The organism is Mycobacterium sp. ACS4331, from assembly GCF_001667265.1.
Lineage (GTDB): Bacteria > Actinomycetota > Actinomycetes > Mycobacteriales > Mycobacteriaceae > Mycobacterium.
Genome location: NZ_LZHW01000103.1, coordinates 142,822 through 161,236 on the forward strand (window position 1 = coordinate 142,822; position 18,415 = coordinate 161,236).

An 18,415-nucleotide genomic window follows, 5' to 3' on the forward strand; every position below is an offset into this window, starting at 1 on the left:
GGTTCACGCCCGGTCGACGGGTGCGGTGTGCGGTCGGTCGACGGGTGCGGTGTGCGATCGGTCGACCGGTGCGTCGTGCGACCGGTCAACCGGTACGTCCTGCGGCCGGTCGACGGGGGCGTTCTGTGCACGGTCCGACGTCGAATCCGTCTTGACCCGTGGGTCGATGGAGTCCGCGTGCTCACGGCGAGCCTGGAGTTCCTCGTGGGTGGATTCGGCCTCGCTGCGGTGCATTTGGGCCCGGTCCGCCAACCGCTTCGCCTCGGCTGCCTTGGCCTGCGCCTCGGCTTCCGCCGCCCGGGCCCGCGCCGCGGTCTCGTCGGCCAGGGCCGCGCGCCGATCGGCCTGCACGGTCTTCTGCTGGACCTCTTCGCGGATCTGCTCGGCCTGCCCGTGCAGTTTGGCGTCCCGCCGGCGGCGGCCGGCGTAGAGCACCACACCCAGCACGATCAGCACGGCGACCACCGCGACGATGATCCATACGGCACTGGTGTCCATGTCAATCCTTTGATCGGTGGGCCCGCGCGTCTACGGCCCCGTAAAAACGAGGGTTCCCTGATCGGCACAGGCCAAACTCAGGCCGGGTGACCCGTGCACAGCGCGCTGAGCATGCCCGCGGCAGACGCCGGCCAGGTGAACCGTTCGGCACGACGCCGCGCCGCGGTCCTGCGCGCCCACTCGGGACGCTGCACCAGTGCGGCGACGGCCGCGGCGATCGCCTGCGGATCGTTGTCGGCACACGCGCCGCTGTCGGCGCACAGGATCTCGGTCAGCGCCGACGTTCGCGACACGACCGCCGGGGTGCCGCACGCCAGCGCCTCCAGCGCGGCCAGGCCGAAGGTCTCGTGCGGTCCCGGCGCCAGCGCCACGTCCGCCGAGGCCAGCAGCGCCGCCACCTGTTGTCGCTCGTCGATGAAGCCGGTGAAGTGCACGGGAAGCCGGCTCGCCTGCCGTTCCAGCCGCGCCCGCAGCGGACCGTCCCCGACGATCACCAACCGCGCATCGATTCCCGAATCACGCAGTGCCGCAACGGTATCGATGCTTCGATCCGCGCGCTTCTCGACCGACAGCCGGCCGCAGTGGACGAGCAGCAGCTGGTTCGGCCGCACCCAGCGGGTGCGCAGTTGCGCCGAGTGGTGTCGGGGGTGAAAGACCTCGAGGTCGACCCCGAGTGGGACCGTCAGAACATTGCGAGCACCGATGCGATCGAACTCCTCGCGCGCGAACGCCGTCGTGCACAGCACCGTGTCGTAGTCGCGGGCCGTGCGCCGGTTCGCGAAGTCCGCGGCGGCGCGGGCGACCCGAGACGGCAGCACCTGTGCGGTGAGCCGATCGAGGCGCTCGTGCGAGATCATCACCGTCCGCACACCGTGCCGGCTGCCCCACCGGCCCAACGACCGCAGCGTGAAGCGGTCGGAGACCTCGAGCGCGTGGGGACACAGATCGCCGACGATGTCGAGGACGGGACCCGGCAGCACCGCGCGGTAGCCGCCGGTGCACGGGATGCGAGGCGCCGGAACCGACACCCGGACCACACCCGATTCCAATCGGACGCGCTCCGGCCGGGTCCCCGGCACGATCAGGTACACCTCGTGTCCGGCCCGGCAGTACTCGGCGCCCAACCGGTCGACCGCGGTGCGCAGTCCGCCCGACCGGGGCCCATAGAAGTTCGCCACCTGCACCACCCGCATCGGAGTTCATCTCAGCGGTGCGGGGTGTTCCGGCGTCCACGGCGTGACCACGTGGACCTGAACAGTCGATGAACGACGTCAGCGCCGCGCGGGCGGAAAGTACATCTCCTGCGTGACGGTGCACACCAGGTCGCCGTTGCGGTTGTACATCTGTCCGCGCGCCAACGCCAGCGAGTCGGCGCTGCTCGGCGAGGCCATGTCGTAGAGCAGCCAGTCCGACAGCACGGCCGGGCTGTGGAACCACACCGAATGGTCCCGCTGAGCCGACGGCCCCAACTGCCCCCGCGCGGCGAAGGCGGGCTCTGTCAGCGTGACCGCCGACAGATAGGCCACCAGGGCACCCGTGAGTGCGGGGTCGTCGGTGGGGACGTCCCCGTCGGGCCGCCACCAGATCCGGGACCGGGCCGGCGGGAGCCGGTCGGCGTCGATGACCCGGCGCGCGAACCAGCGCAGGCTGGCCCACTGGTTCTTCCCGACGTCGTCGGACTCGGCGACATGCGGCGTCGCGGGGGCCACCTTCTCCGGTTGCGGCACCGCCGGCATCGGCGGCTGGTACTCGAGGTCGGCGGGCGCTCCCACCTCCTTGAACGAGGACATGGCCTCGAGCAGGACCTGACCGTCCTGCCGCGCGGTGACCCGGCGCGCGGAGAAGGTCCGGCCCTCCTGGAGTTCGACCACCTCGAAGTCCACGGGCCGGCGCGCATCACCGGGGCGCAGGAAGTAGGTGTGCACGCTGTGCGGCGAACGCCCGGGAGCTGTCAGGCTCGCCGCCATCAGGGCCTGCGCGGAGATGTGGCCGCCCAGGATGTGGTTTGCGGGCGCGGGCAATTGGTCACCTACGAAGAATGAGGCGTTCACCCGTTCGAGCCGCAGCGTGGCGAGCACATCGCCCAGCGAAGAAGACACGTCGCGATCCTGCCGCATGCGCGGATGGCCGACGCGAGCAGGTCGGCTCGGCGGTTGCGGGCCCCGGAACCGACGTTGAGCGGGCATGACTCGGCCCGACGGGGACGCCGACAGCGTCGAACCCCAGGTCGCTCCCGCCGACGAGGAGGAGACCTTCGACCGCACGATCGACGAGGGCCGCCAACGGCTCGGACGCTCGTGGTTGCAGCTGATCGCCACCGGGGTGCTCGGGGGCCTCGACATCGGCGTGGGCGTGCTCGCGTACCTGCTGGTCAAGCACCTCACCGGAGATCCGCTGCTGTCAGCGCTGGCCTTCTCCATCGGGTTCATCGCCCTGACGATGGCCAAAAGTGAGTTGTTCACCGAGAACTTCCTGGTGCCGGTCGCGGCGGTGATCGCCAAGGAGGCCACCGCGGGCGCGCTGGTGCGCCTCTGGGCCACCACCCTGGTCACCAACCTGGCCGCGGGCTGGTTCAGCGCCGCGCTGCTGATGCTCGCGTTCCCCAGCCTGCGACGAACCGCCACGGAGACCGCCGCCGACTACGTCGGCCTGGGAACCACATGGCAGGTGTTCGCACTGGCGGTGGTCGGCGGCATGCTCGTGACCCTGATGACCCATCTGCAGCACTCGACCGACTCCGACGGTCTGCGCCTGGTGCCCGCGGTCATCATCGGGTTCACCTTGTCGGTCGGACACATCAACCACGCGATCGTGTCGTCCATCTTCTGCTTCACCGCGCTCGTCAGCGGCGCATCGTTCGGCTATCTCGACGTCGCCGACATGCTCTGGCTGGCGATCCTGGGCAACGCCATGGGCGGACTCGGCCTCGTCACCGTGCTGCGTCTGATGCAGGTGCCGCACAAGGTCGCCGAGGCACGCGACGACACCCAGCCCGACGCTCAACCCAGATAGCGGGTGAACCAGTCCTGCAGCCGCCGCCACGCGTCGGCTGCGGCGGCCGCGTTGTATCGCTGGCCGGTGTCGTTGAAGAAGGCGTGGTCGGCTTCGGGTTCGACGACCAGCTCGTGGACCAGTCCGGCACGCTCCAGAGCCGCCCGCGCCGCCGGCTCGGCGGAGGTGATCCGCGTGTCGAGAGCACCATAGAAACCAAGCACCGCAGCATCTTTGGAGCCTGCGAAGTCCGGATTCTCGGGCAGTGGCCCATAGAAGGGCGCGGCCGCGGCCAGTCGGGGTTCACCGGCGGCGAGCAGCCGCCAGGTCATACCGCCGCCGAAGCAGAAGCCGACGACGGCCAGCTTGGCGGCCGGTGTGCGTCGCGCAAGCTCATCGAGGCCGGACCGCAGATCGTCGACGAAGCGCTGGGGATCGACCGCACCGAGCGCCGCGGTGGCCTCCGCGGGATCTGCGTAGCGTGCGGTGCCCCCCTCCTCGGAGAGCAGATCGATGGCGAGTGCCGACTGGCCCGCACCCGCCAACCGTCCGGCCACCGAGCGCACCCAGTCGTTGAGTCCCTTGTTCTCATGGATCACCAGCACAGCCCCACGCGGCGTCTCGGCCTGCGCCCATGCGCCCTGCAGCTCTCCACGCGGTCCAGGCCAGGTGATCGGTGCGGTGGGGAGCGCCCGATCCATCCCGGGCGCCGCCGCAGAGGCGGACGTCGAGTCGGTGTCGACGGGAGCCGACGCGGGCGCGCCGCGGTCAGTTCGGCACGCGGCGATCAATCCGGTCGCGGCAGCTGTCGACAGGCCAAGCAGGCCCAGGCGCCGCATCGCCTCGCGGCGGGTCAGCAGTCCGTCGGCGTGGTCGGTGGCGATCTCTTCGGCGATGTAGCGCTGCAGCGGCGTCATCATCGTCAGTATCGTCGCGGAGTGGCCCGCGAACAGGCGAGTTGACAAACACAGGAAAGTGTTCACGTAATCGTTGACTACGCGGACTGCAACAGGTTCTATCTAGTGCTGTGACCCACGACACGTCCGTCGACACCCGCTCCGACGTCACCGAGACCGTGCGCGCTATGTGGCAGGCGCTGTCCGACCGGGACTGGGACCGCCTGCAGACCCACCTGGCCCCGGACTGCATCTATCTCGACATGCCGGTCGGCCCGGCCGCCGCGGCGCGTGGCCCCGTGGACATCGTCAAACGCTTGAAGATCGGGCTGGAACCGTTGGCGTCGTATGCGAACTTCCCCGGCCTGATGGTGCACACCGGCGCCGATGTGATGTACGAACACCATGAGGAGTGGCACTGGGCCACAGGCGAATCCGCGATCCTGCAGTTCGTGAGCGTGCACCGGGTGCGTGACGGTCTGATCACCCTGTGGAAGGACTACTGGGATATGGGTGCGCTGGCCGACCATGCACCACCGACATGGATGTCCGATTTCGCCGACGCCGACATGTCGTGGGTGTTCGACGCGACCGGACTGGTCTGAGGAGCACACATGTATGACCTGACCATCACCGGCGGGACCGTCGTCGACGGCACCGGCGCCGATCGCTTCGCCGCCGACATCGCCGTCAAGGACGGACGGATCGTCGAGATCCGTCGCCGCGACGCCTTCACCGACTCGACCGATCTGCTGGAGAACAGCGCCGACCACATCGACGCGGGCGGACGCGTGATCACACCCGGATTCGTCGACATCCACACGCATTACGACGGTCAGGTCAGCTGGGACGATCTGCTGGAACCGTCGAGCATGCACGGTGTGACGACCGTCGTGAGCGGCAACTGCGGGGTCGGCTTCGCGCCGGTGCAGCCCGGCCGTGAGCAGTGGCTCATCGAGTTGATGGAGGGCGTCGAGGACATCCCCGGCACGGCGCTGGCCGAGGGCATCGCCTGGAACTGGCGCACCTTCCCCGAGTACCTGGACGCCATCGAGAAGCGCTCCTTGGCAGTCGATTTCGGGACGCAGATCGCGCACGGCGCGGTGCGCGGCTACGCCATGGGCGAGCGCGGCGCCCGCAACGAGGAGGCGACCGAGGACGACATCGCCGTGATGGCACGGATCGTGCAGGAGGCCGTCGAGGCCGGTGCGCTGGGATTCTCGACCTCCCGCACGGAAGCACACCGCGCCATCGACGGTGAACCGGTGCCCGGCACATACGCCGCCGAAGCCGAACTCTTCGGGCTCGGGCGGGCCATGGCCGCCGGCGGACGCGCGGTGTTCGAGGTCTCGCCGCAGGGCACGGCCGGCGAGTCACCCGCCGAGGCGTGCATGCGGGAGATGGACTGGATGACCAAGCTCGCCGCGGAGATCGAACGGCCTGTGTCGTTCACGATGATTCAAACCGGCGGTGCACCGGATCTGTGGCGCCGGCAGCTGGAGCGGGCTGGGAAGGCGCTGGAGAACGGCATCGAGGTCTACGCACAGTTCGCGGCCCGACCCTTCGGCATGCTGTTCGGCTTCCCGGGCTACCACGCGTTCACGCACCGCCCGACCTACCGCGCCTTGGCGGCCCGGTACGAACAGGAGGAGCTGACCCGCCGACTGGCCGATCCGCGGGTGCGAGCGACCATCCTCGCGGAGCAGGATCTGCCGCCTTCGCCGGTCCCGTTGTTCGACGGTCTGTTCGCGCTGATCCAGCACAGCCTGGACCGCATCTTCCCCATCGGCGATCCGCCGGACTACGAGCCGACGCCCGATCAGACGGTGGCCGCGATCGCCGCCCGGTACGGCCAGGACCCGCTGGCCATGCTGTATGACCTGATGCTGGAGGCCGACGGCACCGCGATGCTGATGCTTCCGTTCTTCAACTACGCCGAGGGCAACCACGACGCGATCTACGACATGATGACCCATCCCGCCGCGGTGTCGGGACTGTCCGACGGCGGGGCGCACTGCGGTCTGATCTGCGACGCCTCCTACCCCACCTTCATGCTGACGCACTGGGCGCGGGATCGGCACCGCGGGCCGAAGTTCTCCCTGGAGTACGTCGTGCGCAAGCAGACCCTGGACACCGCAACGCTTTTCGGGCTGTCGGATCGCGGTGTGCTCGCGGTCGGCAAGAAGGCCGACATGAACGTCATCGACATGGACGCGCTGACGCTGGACGTGCCGCGAATGGTGCACGACCTGCCCGCCGGTGGGCGCCGGTTGATCCAGGGTGCCGCCGGCTACGACGCGACGGTGGTCAGCGGCGTGGTGACTCGGCGGCACGGTGCCGACACCGGCGCTCGGCCCGGCGCTCTGATCCGCGGGGTGCGCTGAGCCCCACTGCCGCATCGGCGACCGTCAGCCCAGTTCTGGGTACACCCGCTGGGCGTTGCGGTGCGCGATCAGGTCAACCACCCGCATCGCATCGCGCCGTGACCACTCTCCCGAGTCGACGAAACCCGTGAGCACCCGGGTCATGCCGAGCCGCCACAACCGGGCGCCGAGGAAGTGCAGTTCGGCGGGCCCGAAGGCGTCCGAGGAGTACAGAATCTTGCGGAAGGGCGCGAGTTCGAGCAGGCGCGCGATCACCGAGGGCGAGCGCGCGCCGACGTGGTTGACGCTCAAGCCGACGTCGACGAAGACGTTGTCGAAGGCCTGGGCGAGATAACCCGCCTCACGCTCGAAGGGGTAGCAGTGCAGCAGAGTGATCGGCGTGCCGCCCGAGGATCGCAGAAAGTCCAGCAGCAGAAGCGGATTGGCGCGGTTCAGGTCAAGGTCCCGGTCGCCGAAGCCGACGTGGATCTGCAACGGCTTGCCCAGTCGCAGTCCCTGGTGGAGGCCGAACCTCAGCAGTGTGCGGTCGGTCAGACGCCGGCCGCCCTCGTCGCGCCATCTGCTGGCCGCCTCGGCGACCTCACGTACGCTGGGCTCACCGAGGTCCCCCTCGAACCCCCCGCGGTAGGCGAGGATGGTCTTGGTGCCCACGGCGTGTTCGGCTCGGGCGGCGAGGATCTCGGCGAACGCCTCCCCATAGCCTCCCGGTGCCGCGGCGGCCTGCTCGGCGACCTGTTCGAGGCGGACCACCTCGTGCGCGCGTCCGCCGGATGCTCGGCCGACCTCGTCGGGTCCGGCGACACCGTCGGCGAAGCCGGTGTCCACAATCCAGTCGGTGACCCCGCAGCCGCGGAGGAACGTCTGCGCGACCTCGGCCTCACCCATCCGCTGCCGTCGTTCCCAATAGTCCTGCGGCTCAGTGTGTGCCGGCAGTCCGAGCACCGGTGCGCAGTGCGTCCGCACCGCGAAACCCAATTGGCTGTCGAACACCGAGTCCGGTTCGGCGAGAGGTTCGGTGTCGGCCTCGTTGAGGGCGTTCTGAAAGCGGGCCTGATCGCCGTCGCCCGTCCAGCATCCGTGCACGTGGTGGTCGATCAGCGCGACCGCGGCGATGTGGTCGGCGAGCGCGCTCACTCACAGGCTCCACGCGAGCCGGAACCGGTCGGCGAGCTCGTCGGGCGCCAACGCGCCGTAGTGGTGGATCTCGTGCCGGCGCACAGCCACCGACATGTCGACCACACCGTCGCCGAGCAGATCCCGCAGCAGAGTCGAGGAGTCCAGGGTGTCTATGACGTCGGCCTGGCGGTCCGGAAGCTGGACCGTGCCGGCCCTCCTTCGCTCCGACTTGGTCTGCAGCGCCGGATCGATCGTGGTCTCAGGTCCCAGGGCGGCCCTTCGCTCGATGCCGTGGAGCGCGAGCCCGAGGATCGCCGCACTGGCCAGGTAGACGTTGGCCGACGGGTCGATGGGCTTGACCTCGAGATTGGCACCGTGGGGATTGGCCGGACCCCCGACCAGGAGACGCACCGCGGCCTCGCGGTTCTCGGCGCCCCAGCAGATGAACGCACCTGCCCAGAACCCCGGTTGCATGCGCATCCCGGACAGGATCGAGCCTGCCAGAATGCCTTGAGCCTCAGGCAGTCCGGCCAGCAGGCCCGCGATGGCATGCTGCCCCTCATCGGTCAGGCCGTAGGGACCTGAGCCGCCGGAGAACACCGACCTCCTGTCCTTGAACAGTGAGAAGTGCTGGTGGGCACCGGTTCCGACGCCACCGGCGAACGGCACCGGCGACAGGCTGACGCGCAGCCCGAAACGGCGCGCCACGCGGGACACGATGAGGCGCAACAACATCAGGTGGTCGGCGGCCGGCACTGGGGGCTGGGGGCGCAGCGAGATCTCGAACTGGTTCTGACCGTACTCGGGATGGAACTGCTCGATGTCCACGCCGGCGGCGGCGGCCGCGGCCATGACGTCGTGCACAAATCCCTCGTGCTCCAATACACCGGTCAGACCGTATTGCGCCCAGAGGTGGGTCGGCAGGCGCGCACCGTCGGGGCCGACCAGCACGAACTCGAGTTCGTGTCCGACGAACGCCGTCAGACCCGCCTCGGCCAGTCGCGCCTCCACCCGGGCCAGGGTGCCGCGGCTGCACATCGGGATGCGATTGCCGTCCTGGTCGAAGAACTCCCCTGGCGCCCAGACGAATCCGTCACCGATGCCGTGCAGTGCGGTCAGGTCGATGCGCACGCGCTGGTCGCCGACGACACCGATCGAGTCGGTCTTCACAACGCCGGTCTGGTCGATGGCGAAACCGTGCCAGACCGGGCTTGCGCCCAGTCCGGGTTCGGCGAATGCGTGGATGCGGCCGATCGGCACCATCTTGGCCTGTGTCAGCCCCGCCGGGTTGACGACGGTGCCCAGCACCGTCGCGGCGCCGTTGGCCTTCAACTGGGCGATGGATGCGGCCGGCGTGGAGGCGGCGGTCATGGCCACATCCTCCTCCGGACCGGCGTCGGCGGCCAGGCTTCAGGCGCGGCTGGGCAGAGTGAGCCTGCAGCTCTGCCCGATGTCCAGGGTGCGCAGGACGCGACCCATGCCGACCCACATGGCGCACGAGAGCGCGAGGTCGGCGAGAAGCTCGTCGGAGAAGTGCTCGGCGGCGCGCTGCCAGAAGTCCTCATCGTCACGCAGGGCGGTGTGCTCCGTGGCGAACCGGTGCGCGAACTCGGCGGCGATGCGTTCCTGGTCGGAATAGCCGGGCCAGGTGCGCCATTCCGGCGCGTGATCGTAGAGCTCCTCGTCCACCCCGGCGGCGGGGCCGTCGGCGTCGCGGGTGTTGACGCACACCGTGCACTCGTTGTCGTGGGCGATGACGATGCGCGCGAGTTCGCGCACCCGCATCGGAAGACGGTTCTCGTCATAGACCGCACGGGTGAACCCGGCCAGCGCCCCACCGATCTTCGGCGATTTGAGCATCCACCCCGCGACGTCGTCGTCGGGGAAGTCTCCGATTCGACTCATAGCGGCGATGCTACGCCCGAGAATGGAACGCGTTCTAGTTTCGCGCCAGAACCGGTTCGTCGCTCCATTCCCGCTGCACGAGCATTCTGTGCGCGATGCGTTCGAGGGCGGCCTCCACCTGCTCCCGGTCCGGACGGCCGTCGAACGTCGGCGAGGCCGCGAGCTTGGCGACGATGCGCTCCACGATCGCCCCCGAGACCGAGTCGACCTGCGACACGCCCATCTGCGTCAGCCACAGCAGGTCGCCCGTGCGCAGCGCGCATCCCCGCTCGACCAGCCGATCGAATGCGGGCTCGATGACCTCCCGCGGCACCCGCAGGCGGTCGGCGATGTTGCCGATGTCGGCCGAACCGAACACCTGATTCTGCCGGTAGATCTGCAGCAGCGCCCACAATTCGGGCACGTCGAGCACACAGCCGTGCCGTCCGGCCAGGTTTCGCAGCCGGATTTCCGGCGAGTCCCGGAACATCCGGCCCACCGCGACCTCGAGGATCTTCTCGGGCGATTCGGTGCTGGGCATGCCGAACCCCTCGCCGAGGTCGGCCGCCGCGGCCACGTCCATCTCACGCAGCGGCACCTCCTTGAGGAACAGGGCCACCACGAAGCCCACGAGAGCCACCGGGACCGCGCACAGGAACACCCGGCCCAGCGAGTCGGCATACGCCTCGACGATCGGCCGAGCCATCTCGGCGGACAACCCGTGCAGCGCCTTCGGCGACTCGGCGGCCTCGGGTGGCGCCCCCGAGGCCAGCAGCGCGGGCCCGATGCGGCCGGCGAGGAAGTTGGCGAACAGCGAGCCGAAGATCGCCGCGCCGAACGAACTGCCGATGGTCCGGAAGAACGTGACACCCGAGGTGGCCACCCCCAGATCGGCGAAGGCGGCGGTGTTCTGCACCGTCAACACCAGCACCTGCATGCACATGCCGATACCGGTGCCGAGGATGAACAGGAACAGACCCTCGCGCCACAGCGGGGCACCGACGCCCAACTGGGACAGCAGGAGGAATCCGAGGGCCATCACCGCGGTGCCCACGATGGGGAAGATCTTGTAGCGCCCGGTGCGCCCGACGATCTGCCCGCTGCCGATGGACGTGATGAGGAGGCCGAGCACCATGGGCAGTGTGCGCAGACCCGATTCGGTGGCGGACACACCGTCGACGAACTGCATGAAGGTCGGCAGGAACGTCATGGCCCCGAGCATCGCGAAGCCCACTATGAAGGCCAGGATGCAGCACACCGTGAACACGGGACTCGCGAACAGCCGGATCGGCAGGATGGGTTCCGCCGCACGCAGTTCCACCCGGACGAAGAACGCCAGGGCGATCGCCGAGCCGAGGAACAGGCCCACGATCATCGGTGACCCCCACGCGTATTCGCCGCCGCCCCAACTGGTCGCCAGCGTCAGGCCCGAGGCCCCGATGCCGACCAGCACGATGCCGGCGTAGTCGATTACGGGTTTCGAGGACCGCGCCAGCGAGGGGATCGCCGCCACCGCGACGGCGAACACCACGATCGCGACCGGCACATTGATCCAGAACGCCCACCGCCACGTCATGTGGTCGGTGAAGAATCCGCCGAGCAGAGGGCCGATCACCGTGGTGACACCGAACACCGCACCCAGGGCGCCCTGGTACCGACCGCGATCACGCAACGGGATGACCTCGCCGATGACGGCCATCGAGGTCACCATGATCGCGCCGCCGCCGATGCCCTGCAGAGCGCGCGCCGCCACGAGCATGCCCATCGAGGTCGCCAGACCGCAGAGCACCGAACCGAGCAGGAAGAACACGATCGAGGCCTGGAACACGGCCTTGCGTCCGAACAGGTCACCGAGCTTGCCGACGATGGCCGTCGCGATGGTCGATGCCAACAGATAGCTGGTGACCACCCACGACTGGTGGCCCGCGCCGCCGAGGTCGGCCACCACCGTCGGCAGAGCGGTGGCGACGATCGTCTGGTCGAGTGCCGCCAGCAGCATGCCGAGCAGAACCGCGACGAAGATCAGGTTCCGCCGTTGCGGGCTGATCAGCGCGCTGCCGGCTTCGGGATCGGCCGTGGGAGCTGTCGTCATACCCGGTCTATACCCGCCGGTGACGACTTTGTTAGCAGAGCTATGGAATCAATCAGCTCGGCGGCCGCGACACACACTGCGCCGCGTAGAGCTGCTCGCCGAGCTTGTCCATCAACTCCAACTGCGTCTCGAGGTAGTCGACGTGGCTCTCCTCGTCCGCGATGATGCCCTCGAGCAGCGACGCGCTGGTGCTGTCCTGCTTCTCGCGACACATGATCACCCCTGGGCGCAGACGCTCCAGCACTTCCCTCTCGATCGCCAGGTCCGCTTCGAACTGCTCCCGCAGCGTCTGACCGACCCGCAGGGAGAACAGCCGCTGATAATTGGGCAGCCCGTCGAGCAGCAGAATGCGGTCAGTGATGGCCTCGGCGTGCTTCATCTCGTCGAACGACTCGGCGCGGGTGTGCGCGGCCAACTCGGTGAAACCCCAGTTGTCCTGCATCTTCGAATGCAGGAAGTACTGGTTGATCGCCGTCAATTCACTGGTCAGCTGCTCGTTGAGCAACTTCAAAACCTCTGGATCGCCTTGCATGAGCACTCCTCGTCAGAGCATGGGCTGTCAGTGGTGAAAACCGCAGTGGACGTGGGCTGAACGTCGCTGCTGCACCCATTGAATGTAGCCCAGAAACAGGTCCGAAGCGTGACAAATCGCCGCGGCACCGCAAACTCTTCCGGGTAGGTAAGCCTCACGAAATTAGGGGCAGGCTGCCCTAACATTTCCGCCTAAGTTAGGTTAGACTCACCAACCATGACCCGGTTCGGCCGTGACGCCCGCAAGGAGGCCGCATAGATGTACGTGTGCCTCTGCACCGGTGCGACCAGCCACGAAGTCGCCGACGCCGTGGCCAAGGGGGCCTGCACCTCCAAACAGGTCGCACAGGCCTGCGGGGCCGGCACCGACTGCGGCAGGTGCCGTCACACCGTCCGAGCCATCATCGAGGCGGAGGCCGCGAGGGTCAGCATCACGGTGGCCAGCTAACTTCGCACCCAACTGCGAACTACGCCCTGCGGTCGTTGAACTCGGCCAGCGCCTCGGCGTTCTCGGCACCACCGAGAAGTTCCGCAAAGCACGCGTTCTCGCGCTTGCGGGCCGCCGCGATCTCCTCCAGCAACGGCGCTGTCATCGTCCTCTTCACCGCCATCAGGCTCGACAGGGGACGCGAGGCCAGCAGTTCGGCGTGCCTGCGCGCCTCAGCCAGCAGCGAGTCGGGTTCGCACACCTTCCAGACCAAGCCCATCTGCCTGGCCTCCTCCGCGCCCACCCACTCGGAGGACAGCAGCAGCCAGGCCGCGTTCTGCCTGCCGAGCAGCTGGGGCAGCAGATATGACGACGCGGCCTCCGGCGCCACCCCCAGCGAGGTGAACGGGCACTTCAGCCGGGCCTCGGTCGACATGAAGACCAGATCCGCGAACCCGAGGATTGTGGCTCCGGCGCCCAGTCCGACCCCGTTGACCGCGCAGATGAACGGTTTGGGGAACTCGGCCAGGGCATCGATCAGACCGTTGAAGCCGTACTCACCGAACGTGAAGTCCGGATCGGTGAACATCGCCTGCATCTCAGTCAGATCCGTACCGGCCGTGAAAGCCCGTCCGGCACCGGTCAGCAGCACCACCGACACCTCCGGATCCTGCGCGGCCTCTCGCAGCGCGATGGCCGTGGCGTCGTAGAGGGCCTCGTTGAAGGCGTTGAGCGCCTCCGGCCGGTTCAACGTGATGGTCCGGACCCGATTCTCGTCGGCGATCGTGAGCGTCACGCGGATCAACCTAGCGCAGGGGTGTCCGCGAACGGCGACCTGCGGACGTACCGGCTCGTCGGCACCGTGTCGACGTTCTCATTGGCGCCGAACGCCGCTGTGCTGGCGACCATTCGGCTCAGCCGGTCGTTGAGATCGGCGTCGTCGGCCGCGCCGAAGAACGCCATCAGGTCCGTCACCGCGGCGGCGGGGAACAACTCCTCGACGATTGCGTCCACCCGGGGCGCGTGTGCCGTCAGGGCCCGCACGACGGTGTTCTGCACATACCCGAACGTCGCCTGCGTCGCGATCGCCACCGGCGTGTGGTCGATGTGCCATCGCCGCAGCCAGGTCGCCTCGTCGAGACGCTCGGGCCGGCGCAGCAGCGCGACGTTGGCCAGTCCCGGTGTCCGTTCGCCGATGTGCACCGGCGGCGGCAACGGCACCGACTCGGTCACCAGATAGCCTGCCAGCCGGTCGGATTCGTTCCCGAGCACATCGAGCGCGGCCGCCACGTCGGCGCCGTAGTGCTGCTGTGACCAGAGGGTCACGATGGCGGCCACCGGCGGATCCAGCGTCGTCAATGTCATCAGGGAGTCCCGCACCGCGGAATCCTTGACGTTGACGGTCACCCCCGGCAGCCCGAGATCGAGCAGGGCGTCGGCGACCGGCCCGCGCAGTCGGTCGCACCAGCCGTCGTCGGCGACACGCGGTTGCATGATCACGATGACCTTCTCCACGATCGCGAACCTACCCGCGCATAATGGCAGGTATGTTGCGGGCCCTCGCCCTGCGGCCGCCGTGGCCGTATGTCGGCGAAGTGACTCGGAGTCTGCTCGGAATCCTGCTCTCGGTGCTCGTGGCACTCGAGATCGGCTCCGCTGCGGGTGCCATCGCGGCCGGGCTCAGTGGTGCGATCGCCGGCGCCATCGCCCTGCAGGACAGCCCCCGCGGCCGGCTCCCACTCGTCGTCTCGGCTTCGGCCGCAATGGCCCTCGCGGCGTTCGTCGGCGAACTGGCCGCCCCGCATCCCGCCCTGTATGTACCGACGGCGGTGCTCTGGTGTCTGGCCGCCGGCATGGCGTGGGCCGTCAGCGCCAATGTCGGACTGGTGGCCGCATCCTCGAGCATCCTCCTGGTCACTGAACCCGCGGCCGGCGCCGGTCCACCCGAGGCCCTCACCGCTGCACTGCTGGCTCTGCTGGGAGGCCTGAGTCAGGCCGTGCTGGTCGCGGCATGGCCCCGCCAGCGCTGGAGAGGACAGCGGCGCATCCTCACCGACGCCTACGGATGGCTGGCCACCGGAGCACGACACATCGCCGTCGACCCCGACACGATCCTGGACCCCACTCCCCTGATCGAACTCCGCGAAACCGCGACGCTGACCGAACACCAGGCTCGGCGCAGGCCGCCCGCGCACCGCGGGTTGTACGGGCTGCCCGAGCGCATTGCGATGACGTTGAACGCGCTGCGCCCGTACTCCGGCACACCCCATCTGCGGGCGGTGCTGCTCGCCACCGCTGATGCGCTGCAGGCGATTTCGGGATCCGATGGCGACGCCCCCACCGCACGCACCGACGCCGATCTGGCGTTGCGACGCCTCACCGATGCCGCGGCCGCCCTGCACGGAAACGTCGCCGTCGTGGTCGCCCGACTGCGCGAGCAGGTCACCGAGGCGGTCACGGAACACTTCGGCGGCGCTGATCTGTTGTCGGCGGCCCGCGCCGCCCGCACGACCGTCGCCGCCCAGTGGTACGGCAACTCGCCGATCCTGCGCCATGCCGTGCGACTCGCCGCGGCGGTCGGCGTCGGCATGCTCATCATGGCCGTCACCGGAGTGCACAACGCGTACTGGATCGCAGTGACGGTGCTGCTCGTGCTTCGCCCGGAAACCGCGCACACCTACACCCGGTGCGTGGCGCGCGTGGCCGGGACAGCGACGGGTGTCCTGGTGGCCACGACGGTGACGGCGGTCCTGCAGCCCGGACCCGCGGTGGCCGCGACGCTGGCCGTCGTGTTCGTCGGGGCGGCCTACGCCGTGGTGGGCCTCAGTTATGTGCCGCTGGCCATCGCGCTCGCGGCCGCCCTGTCGTTCCTGATCGACGTGTCGGGGCCGGTCGACGCGACCACCGTCAGTCAACGCCTGCTGGCGACGATCATCGGCGGCGGACTCGCCGTGGCAAGCCATGTGATCCTGCCCGACCGCTCGCTGGTCCGGCTGCGGCAACGCGCCGGTGAACTGCTCAAGGCGGAGATCGACTACGCGGCCACGGTGATCCGCGCGTTCGTGCACCCACTCGGCCACGCCGACGAGACCCTCGCGGCGGTGTGGGAACGCGCGACCCGTGCGCGCTCGGCGTTCGAGGCGACCAGCGGCAGCGCCCGAGCCGACGCACCCGAGGTTCGGCGGTGGCTGATGGCGTATCGCGCGGCCCTCAATGCCGTCACCGGGGCGTGCGCGACGCTGGAGGAGCACGCCCCCACCGCGCAACCTCACACGCTGGATCCCCGATTCGTGGTGGCCGTCGACGATTACGTGGATGCACTTCGTGGCGAGGCACCGCGCGCCGGACGGCCGTGGAGCCTCGACGCCCGCCACCTCGGCGAGGCCGACCAACAGCTGCGGGATGCGGCGAGCCTGCTCGGCAAGCAGGACACCGCACAGCGTGTGCTGCTCGCCGAAACGGAGACCATCACCCGGCACCTGCTCAAGGTGGCCGACCTGGCTCGCCGGTGACTCAGTCGGGGTCGAGTGGTCTGTGTTCGATCAGGTCGCGAACACCGTTGTTGCCCAAGCGCTCCCGGAACGCCTTGACGGTGTAGCCGATGAGCGTCCCATCGGTGCGGGCGCGCACAGTGGCCGAGCGCGGCAGGCCGAACAGCGGACCGATTTCGCCGAAGTACTCCCCCGCCTTGGCGGTCGACACGAGTTCCTCGTCGCCGTCGGCCAGCTCGCGCACGATCTCGAACTCACCACCGGACACCACGTAGATCAGGTCACCCATGGTGTTCTGCCGGAACACGACGTCCCCGGCGGGCACCTCGAGTGTCTCTGGTGGACGATCGGCGGTGCCGACGTCGGGCACCAGCTCCACCACCTGGTCGGCCAGCGGCAGCATCCGGCTGTCGTGCGTCGCGACCACCACCACGCGGTCATCGTCGGCGAGCTCGCGGATCAGCCGCAGCACCTCCTCGACCTGGATGAAGTCGAGGTGCGCGGTGGGCTCGTCGGCCAGGATCAACGGCGGGTCCAGCGCCAGCGCCCGGGCCACCGCGACGCGTTGCTGCTGTCCGCCGCTCATGTCGCCGGGGCGGTGCGCCATCCGGTCGGCGAGGCCGACACGCGAAAGCAGCTCCTCCGCCCGTGCCCGCGACTCCCGACGCCCCAGTCCGGCCGCGCGCATGGGAACCATGACGTTCTCCGCGGCATTGAGACTGGGCACGAGATTGAACGCCTGGAAGATGATGCCGACACTGCGACGCCGGTAGAGCGCCAGACCGCGGGCGTCCAGCGCGGTCACGTCGATGTCGTCGAACAGGATCCGGCCCGACGTGGGCTTGAGGATGCCGCCGATGCACGACAGCAGCGTGGTCTTGCCGCACCCGCTGGGGCCCAGCAGCAGGGCCAGGGACTTGGCCGAGACGTCGAGGTCGAGTCCATTGATCGGGCGCACCGCGTATCCGCCGCTGGAGTACTCGACCACCAGGTCGCGGATGCTCAGCTCACGCATCAGGGACCTCCGAACGCCAGGGCCGGATCGACGGTCACCGCGCGGCGAAGGCCGGCGCCACTGGCCACCAGGCCGATCAGGATCGCGAGCACGGGCAGAAGCAGGAATGCGCCGTCGGGGATGTCGACCCGCATGGGGAACAGCGGCGCCAGCACCAGGGAGAGCAGCGCTCCCAGCACAGCGGCCACGGTCGCGACGATCACGGCCTGCAGCGCCAGTCCGGCCAGCACCGACCGGGTGGGGACCCCGACCGCCTTGAACACCGCGAAATCGCGCACCCTCTCCAACGCCGACATGTAGATCATCGAGCCCACGATCAGCGCCGCGACCACCCACAGCAGCACGGCCATCACCGTGATGGCGTCGACGGCGACCTTGAGTGGGCGCAACATGTCGTCGATCGCGTTCTGCCGATCCACGGACCGGAATCCGTCGGGTACGCGCTCGGGGTCACCCCGGATCCCGATCGAGGAGACCACGGGTTGCCCGCCGTAGACGAGGCGCTGCGCTCCGGCGACGGTGAGGAACAGGTTGGGCTGCTTGGCCAGTACGGTCGAGTTCTCGACGATCCCCACCACTGTCAATCGGCTCGTGGCGATCTCGAGGTCGTCTCCCAGGCTGCGGCCCAGCGTCGAGGACACCGCGACCTCGTCCGGGTTGGCCGGCGGGCGCCCCTGCGACATCGCCGGCATTCCCGGTCCGTCGGTGGGCGCGCCGAACAGGTTCATGGTCCTGGGCACCCCGTTGTCGAGCGCGGTGGTGCCCGCATACACCAACGGAGCTGCTGCCTGTACACCCGGAATCCGTTGGACTGCACGAACTTCAGATGCGGAAAACGGAACCGAACCAAGGAACGGGCCGACCGCCCCCGCCTGGATCAGAAAGTGGTCCACCCCGAAGGAGTTGACGGTGTTGCGGGCTTCGACCCGAAAGCCGTTGGCCAACCCGGTCAGCACCAGCGTCATCGCGAACACGAAGGCGGTGCCGATGATCGCGATCAGGAAGCGACGGCGTCGCCACTGCAGATCACGCAACGCCGCGGTGAGCATGCTGTGAAATCTACCGCGATGCGGGACCTCGGCGGTGCCGC

Annotated in this window: 18 protein-coding genes; 5 read left to right on the top strand and 13 right to left on the bottom strand. The window is 68.9% G+C overall.

The window, feature by feature from the left end; translation table 11 throughout:
* Positions 1-3: 3 nt before the first annotated feature.
* From A5727_RS25245 to A5727_RS25255, 3 genes are all read right to left on the bottom strand, one after another.
* Entirely contained in the window at positions 4-498 is a 495-nt protein-coding gene (locus A5727_RS25245; RefSeq protein WP_068257013.1) for a hypothetical protein, read from the bottom strand.
* A 77-nt stretch (positions 499-575) separates the two neighbouring features.
* Positions 576-1,691, bottom strand: a complete 1,116-nt coding sequence (locus A5727_RS25250; RefSeq protein ID WP_068257015.1) for a glycosyltransferase — start codon at positions 1,689-1,691, stop codon at positions 576-578.
* Between the two features lie 78 nt (positions 1,692-1,769).
* Positions 1,770-2,597 carry an acyl-CoA thioesterase gene (locus tag A5727_RS25255; RefSeq protein WP_068257195.1) on the bottom strand — a complete coding sequence of 276 codons (828 nt, stop codon included), beginning with the start codon at positions 2,595-2,597 and terminating at the stop codon, positions 1,770-1,772.
* 85 nt (positions 2,598-2,682) lie between these two features.
* Here A5727_RS25255 and A5727_RS25260 point away from each other — a divergent pair, with 85 nt between their 5' ends.
* Positions 2,683-3,510: a formate/nitrite transporter family protein gene (locus A5727_RS25260; RefSeq protein WP_068257018.1), complete on the top strand. Its 828-nt coding sequence runs from the start codon at positions 2,683-2,685 to the stop codon at positions 3,508-3,510.
* On the opposite strand, the gene A5727_RS25265 is transcribed toward A5727_RS25260, so the two are convergent.
* Positions 3,498-4,406, bottom strand: a complete 909-nt coding sequence (locus A5727_RS25265; protein WP_068257198.1) for a dienelactone hydrolase family protein — start codon at positions 4,404-4,406, stop codon at positions 3,498-3,500. The genes A5727_RS25260 and A5727_RS25265 overlap by 13 nt on opposite strands.
* A 110-nt stretch (positions 4,407-4,516) precedes the next feature.
* Here A5727_RS25265 and A5727_RS25270 point away from each other — a divergent pair, with 110 nt between their 5' ends.
* Complete coding sequence (locus A5727_RS25270; protein WP_286150276.1) at positions 4,517-4,990, top strand: nuclear transport factor 2 family protein; 474 nt, start codon at positions 4,517-4,519, stop codon at positions 4,988-4,990.
* Positions 4,991-4,999: 9 nt separating this feature from the next.
* The gene (locus tag A5727_RS25275; protein ID WP_068257022.1) at positions 5,000-6,769 is read left to right on the top strand and encodes an N-acyl-D-amino-acid deacylase family protein; all 1,770 of its coding nucleotides are present in this window, start codon (positions 5,000-5,002) and stop codon (positions 6,767-6,769) included.
* 24 nt (positions 6,770-6,793) lie between these two features.
* Here A5727_RS25275 and A5727_RS25280 read toward each other — a convergent pair whose 3' ends face one another.
* Genes A5727_RS25280 through bfr form a run of 5 tightly spaced genes read right to left on the bottom strand, consistent with a single transcriptional unit; the run spans position 6,794 to position 12,393 of the window.
* Positions 6,794-7,903: an amidohydrolase family protein gene (locus A5727_RS25280; protein WP_068257025.1), complete on the bottom strand. Its 1,110-nt coding sequence runs from the start codon at positions 7,901-7,903 to the stop codon at positions 6,794-6,796.
* Positions 7,904-9,256, bottom strand: coding sequence for a type I glutamate--ammonia ligase (locus tag A5727_RS25285; protein WP_068257028.1), 1,353 nt, complete (start codon positions 9,254-9,256; stop codon positions 7,904-7,906).
* Between the two features lie 39 nt (positions 9,257-9,295).
* The gene (locus A5727_RS25290; protein ID WP_068257031.1) at positions 9,296-9,790 is read right to left on the bottom strand and encodes a carboxymuconolactone decarboxylase family protein; all 495 of its coding nucleotides are present in this window, start codon (positions 9,788-9,790) and stop codon (positions 9,296-9,298) included.
* Positions 9,791-9,824: 34 nt separating this feature from the next.
* On the bottom strand, positions 9,825-11,861 hold the full coding sequence (locus A5727_RS25295; RefSeq protein WP_068257034.1) for an MDR family MFS transporter: 2,037 nt from the start codon (positions 11,859-11,861) through the stop codon (positions 9,825-9,827).
* Between the two features lie 52 nt (positions 11,862-11,913).
* Complete coding sequence (gene bfr / locus A5727_RS25300; protein WP_068257037.1) at positions 11,914-12,393, bottom strand: bacterioferritin; 480 nt, start codon at positions 12,391-12,393, stop codon at positions 11,914-11,916.
* A gap of 258 nt (positions 12,394-12,651) precedes the next feature.
* Here bfr and A5727_RS25305 point away from each other — a divergent pair, with 258 nt between their 5' ends.
* A complete protein-coding gene (locus tag A5727_RS25305) occupies positions 12,652-12,840 on the top strand; it encodes a (2Fe-2S)-binding protein (protein WP_068257040.1) in 189 nt (62 codons plus the stop codon).
* Between the two features lie 19 nt (positions 12,841-12,859).
* Here A5727_RS25305 and A5727_RS25310 read toward each other — a convergent pair whose 3' ends face one another.
* Both A5727_RS25310 and A5727_RS25315 read right to left on the bottom strand, forming a co-directional pair.
* Positions 12,860-13,615 carry an enoyl-CoA hydratase/isomerase family protein gene (locus A5727_RS25310; protein WP_068257042.1) on the bottom strand — a complete coding sequence of 252 codons (756 nt, stop codon included), beginning with the start codon at positions 13,613-13,615 and terminating at the stop codon, positions 12,860-12,862.
* A gap of 5 nt (positions 13,616-13,620) precedes the next feature.
* A complete protein-coding gene (locus A5727_RS25315) occupies positions 13,621-14,334 on the bottom strand; it encodes an EthD domain-containing protein (RefSeq protein ID WP_068257045.1) in 714 nt (237 codons plus the stop codon).
* Between the two features lie 32 nt (positions 14,335-14,366).
* Here A5727_RS25315 and A5727_RS25320 point away from each other — a divergent pair, with 32 nt between their 5' ends.
* Positions 14,367-16,331, top strand: a complete 1,965-nt coding sequence (locus tag A5727_RS25320; protein ID WP_068257048.1) for an FUSC family protein — start codon at positions 14,367-14,369, stop codon at positions 16,329-16,331.
* A gap of 1 nt (position 16,332) precedes the next feature.
* On the opposite strand, the gene A5727_RS25325 is transcribed toward A5727_RS25320, so the two are convergent.
* A complete protein-coding gene (locus tag A5727_RS25325) occupies positions 16,333-17,325 on the bottom strand; it encodes an ABC transporter ATP-binding protein (RefSeq protein WP_068257051.1) in 993 nt (330 codons plus the stop codon).
* On the bottom strand, positions 17,325-18,374 hold the full coding sequence (locus tag A5727_RS25330) for an ABC transporter permease (protein WP_068257054.1): 1,050 nt from the start codon (positions 18,372-18,374) through the stop codon (positions 17,325-17,327). Before A5727_RS25330 ends, A5727_RS25325 begins: the two co-directional genes overlap by 1 nt.
* Between the last annotated feature and the right edge of the window lie 41 nt (positions 18,375-18,415).

Coding starts and splice junctions, on each gene's coding strand:
- A5727_RS25285 (WP_068257028.1), bottom strand. CDS start 9,256: ATGACCGCCGCCTCCACGCCGGCCGCATCCATCGCCCAGTTGAAGGCC.
- A5727_RS25320 (WP_068257048.1), top strand. CDS start 14,367: ATGTTGCGGGCCCTCGCCCTGCGGCCGCCGTGGCCGTATGTCGGCGAA.
- A5727_RS25250 (WP_068257015.1), bottom strand. CDS start 1,691: ATGCGGGTGGTGCAGGTGGCGAACTTCTATGGGCCCCGGTCGGGCGGA.
- A5727_RS25245 (WP_068257013.1), bottom strand. CDS start 498: ATGGACACCAGTGCCGTATGGATCATCGTCGCGGTGGTCGCCGTGCTG.
- A5727_RS25330 (WP_068257054.1), bottom strand. CDS start 18,374: ATGCTCACCGCGGCGTTGCGTGATCTGCAGTGGCGACGCCGTCGCTTC.
- A5727_RS25325 (WP_068257051.1), bottom strand. CDS start 17,325: ATGCGTGAGCTGAGCATCCGCGACCTGGTGGTCGAGTACTCCAGCGGC.
- A5727_RS25260 (WP_068257018.1), top strand. CDS start 2,683: ATGACTCGGCCCGACGGGGACGCCGACAGCGTCGAACCCCAGGTCGCT.
- A5727_RS25305 (WP_068257040.1), top strand. CDS start 12,652: ATGTACGTGTGCCTCTGCACCGGTGCGACCAGCCACGAAGTCGCCGAC.
- A5727_RS25290 (WP_068257031.1), bottom strand. CDS start 9,790: ATGAGTCGAATCGGAGACTTCCCCGACGACGACGTCGCGGGGTGGATG.
- A5727_RS25265 (WP_068257198.1), bottom strand. CDS start 4,406: ATGACGCCGCTGCAGCGCTACATCGCCGAAGAGATCGCCACCGACCAC.
- bfr (WP_068257037.1), bottom strand. CDS start 12,393: ATGCAAGGCGATCCAGAGGTTTTGAAGTTGCTCAACGAGCAGCTGACC.
- A5727_RS25275 (WP_068257022.1), top strand. CDS start 5,000: ATGTATGACCTGACCATCACCGGCGGGACCGTCGTCGACGGCACCGGC.
- A5727_RS25295 (WP_068257034.1), bottom strand. CDS start 11,861: ATGACGACAGCTCCCACGGCCGATCCCGAAGCCGGCAGCGCGCTGATC.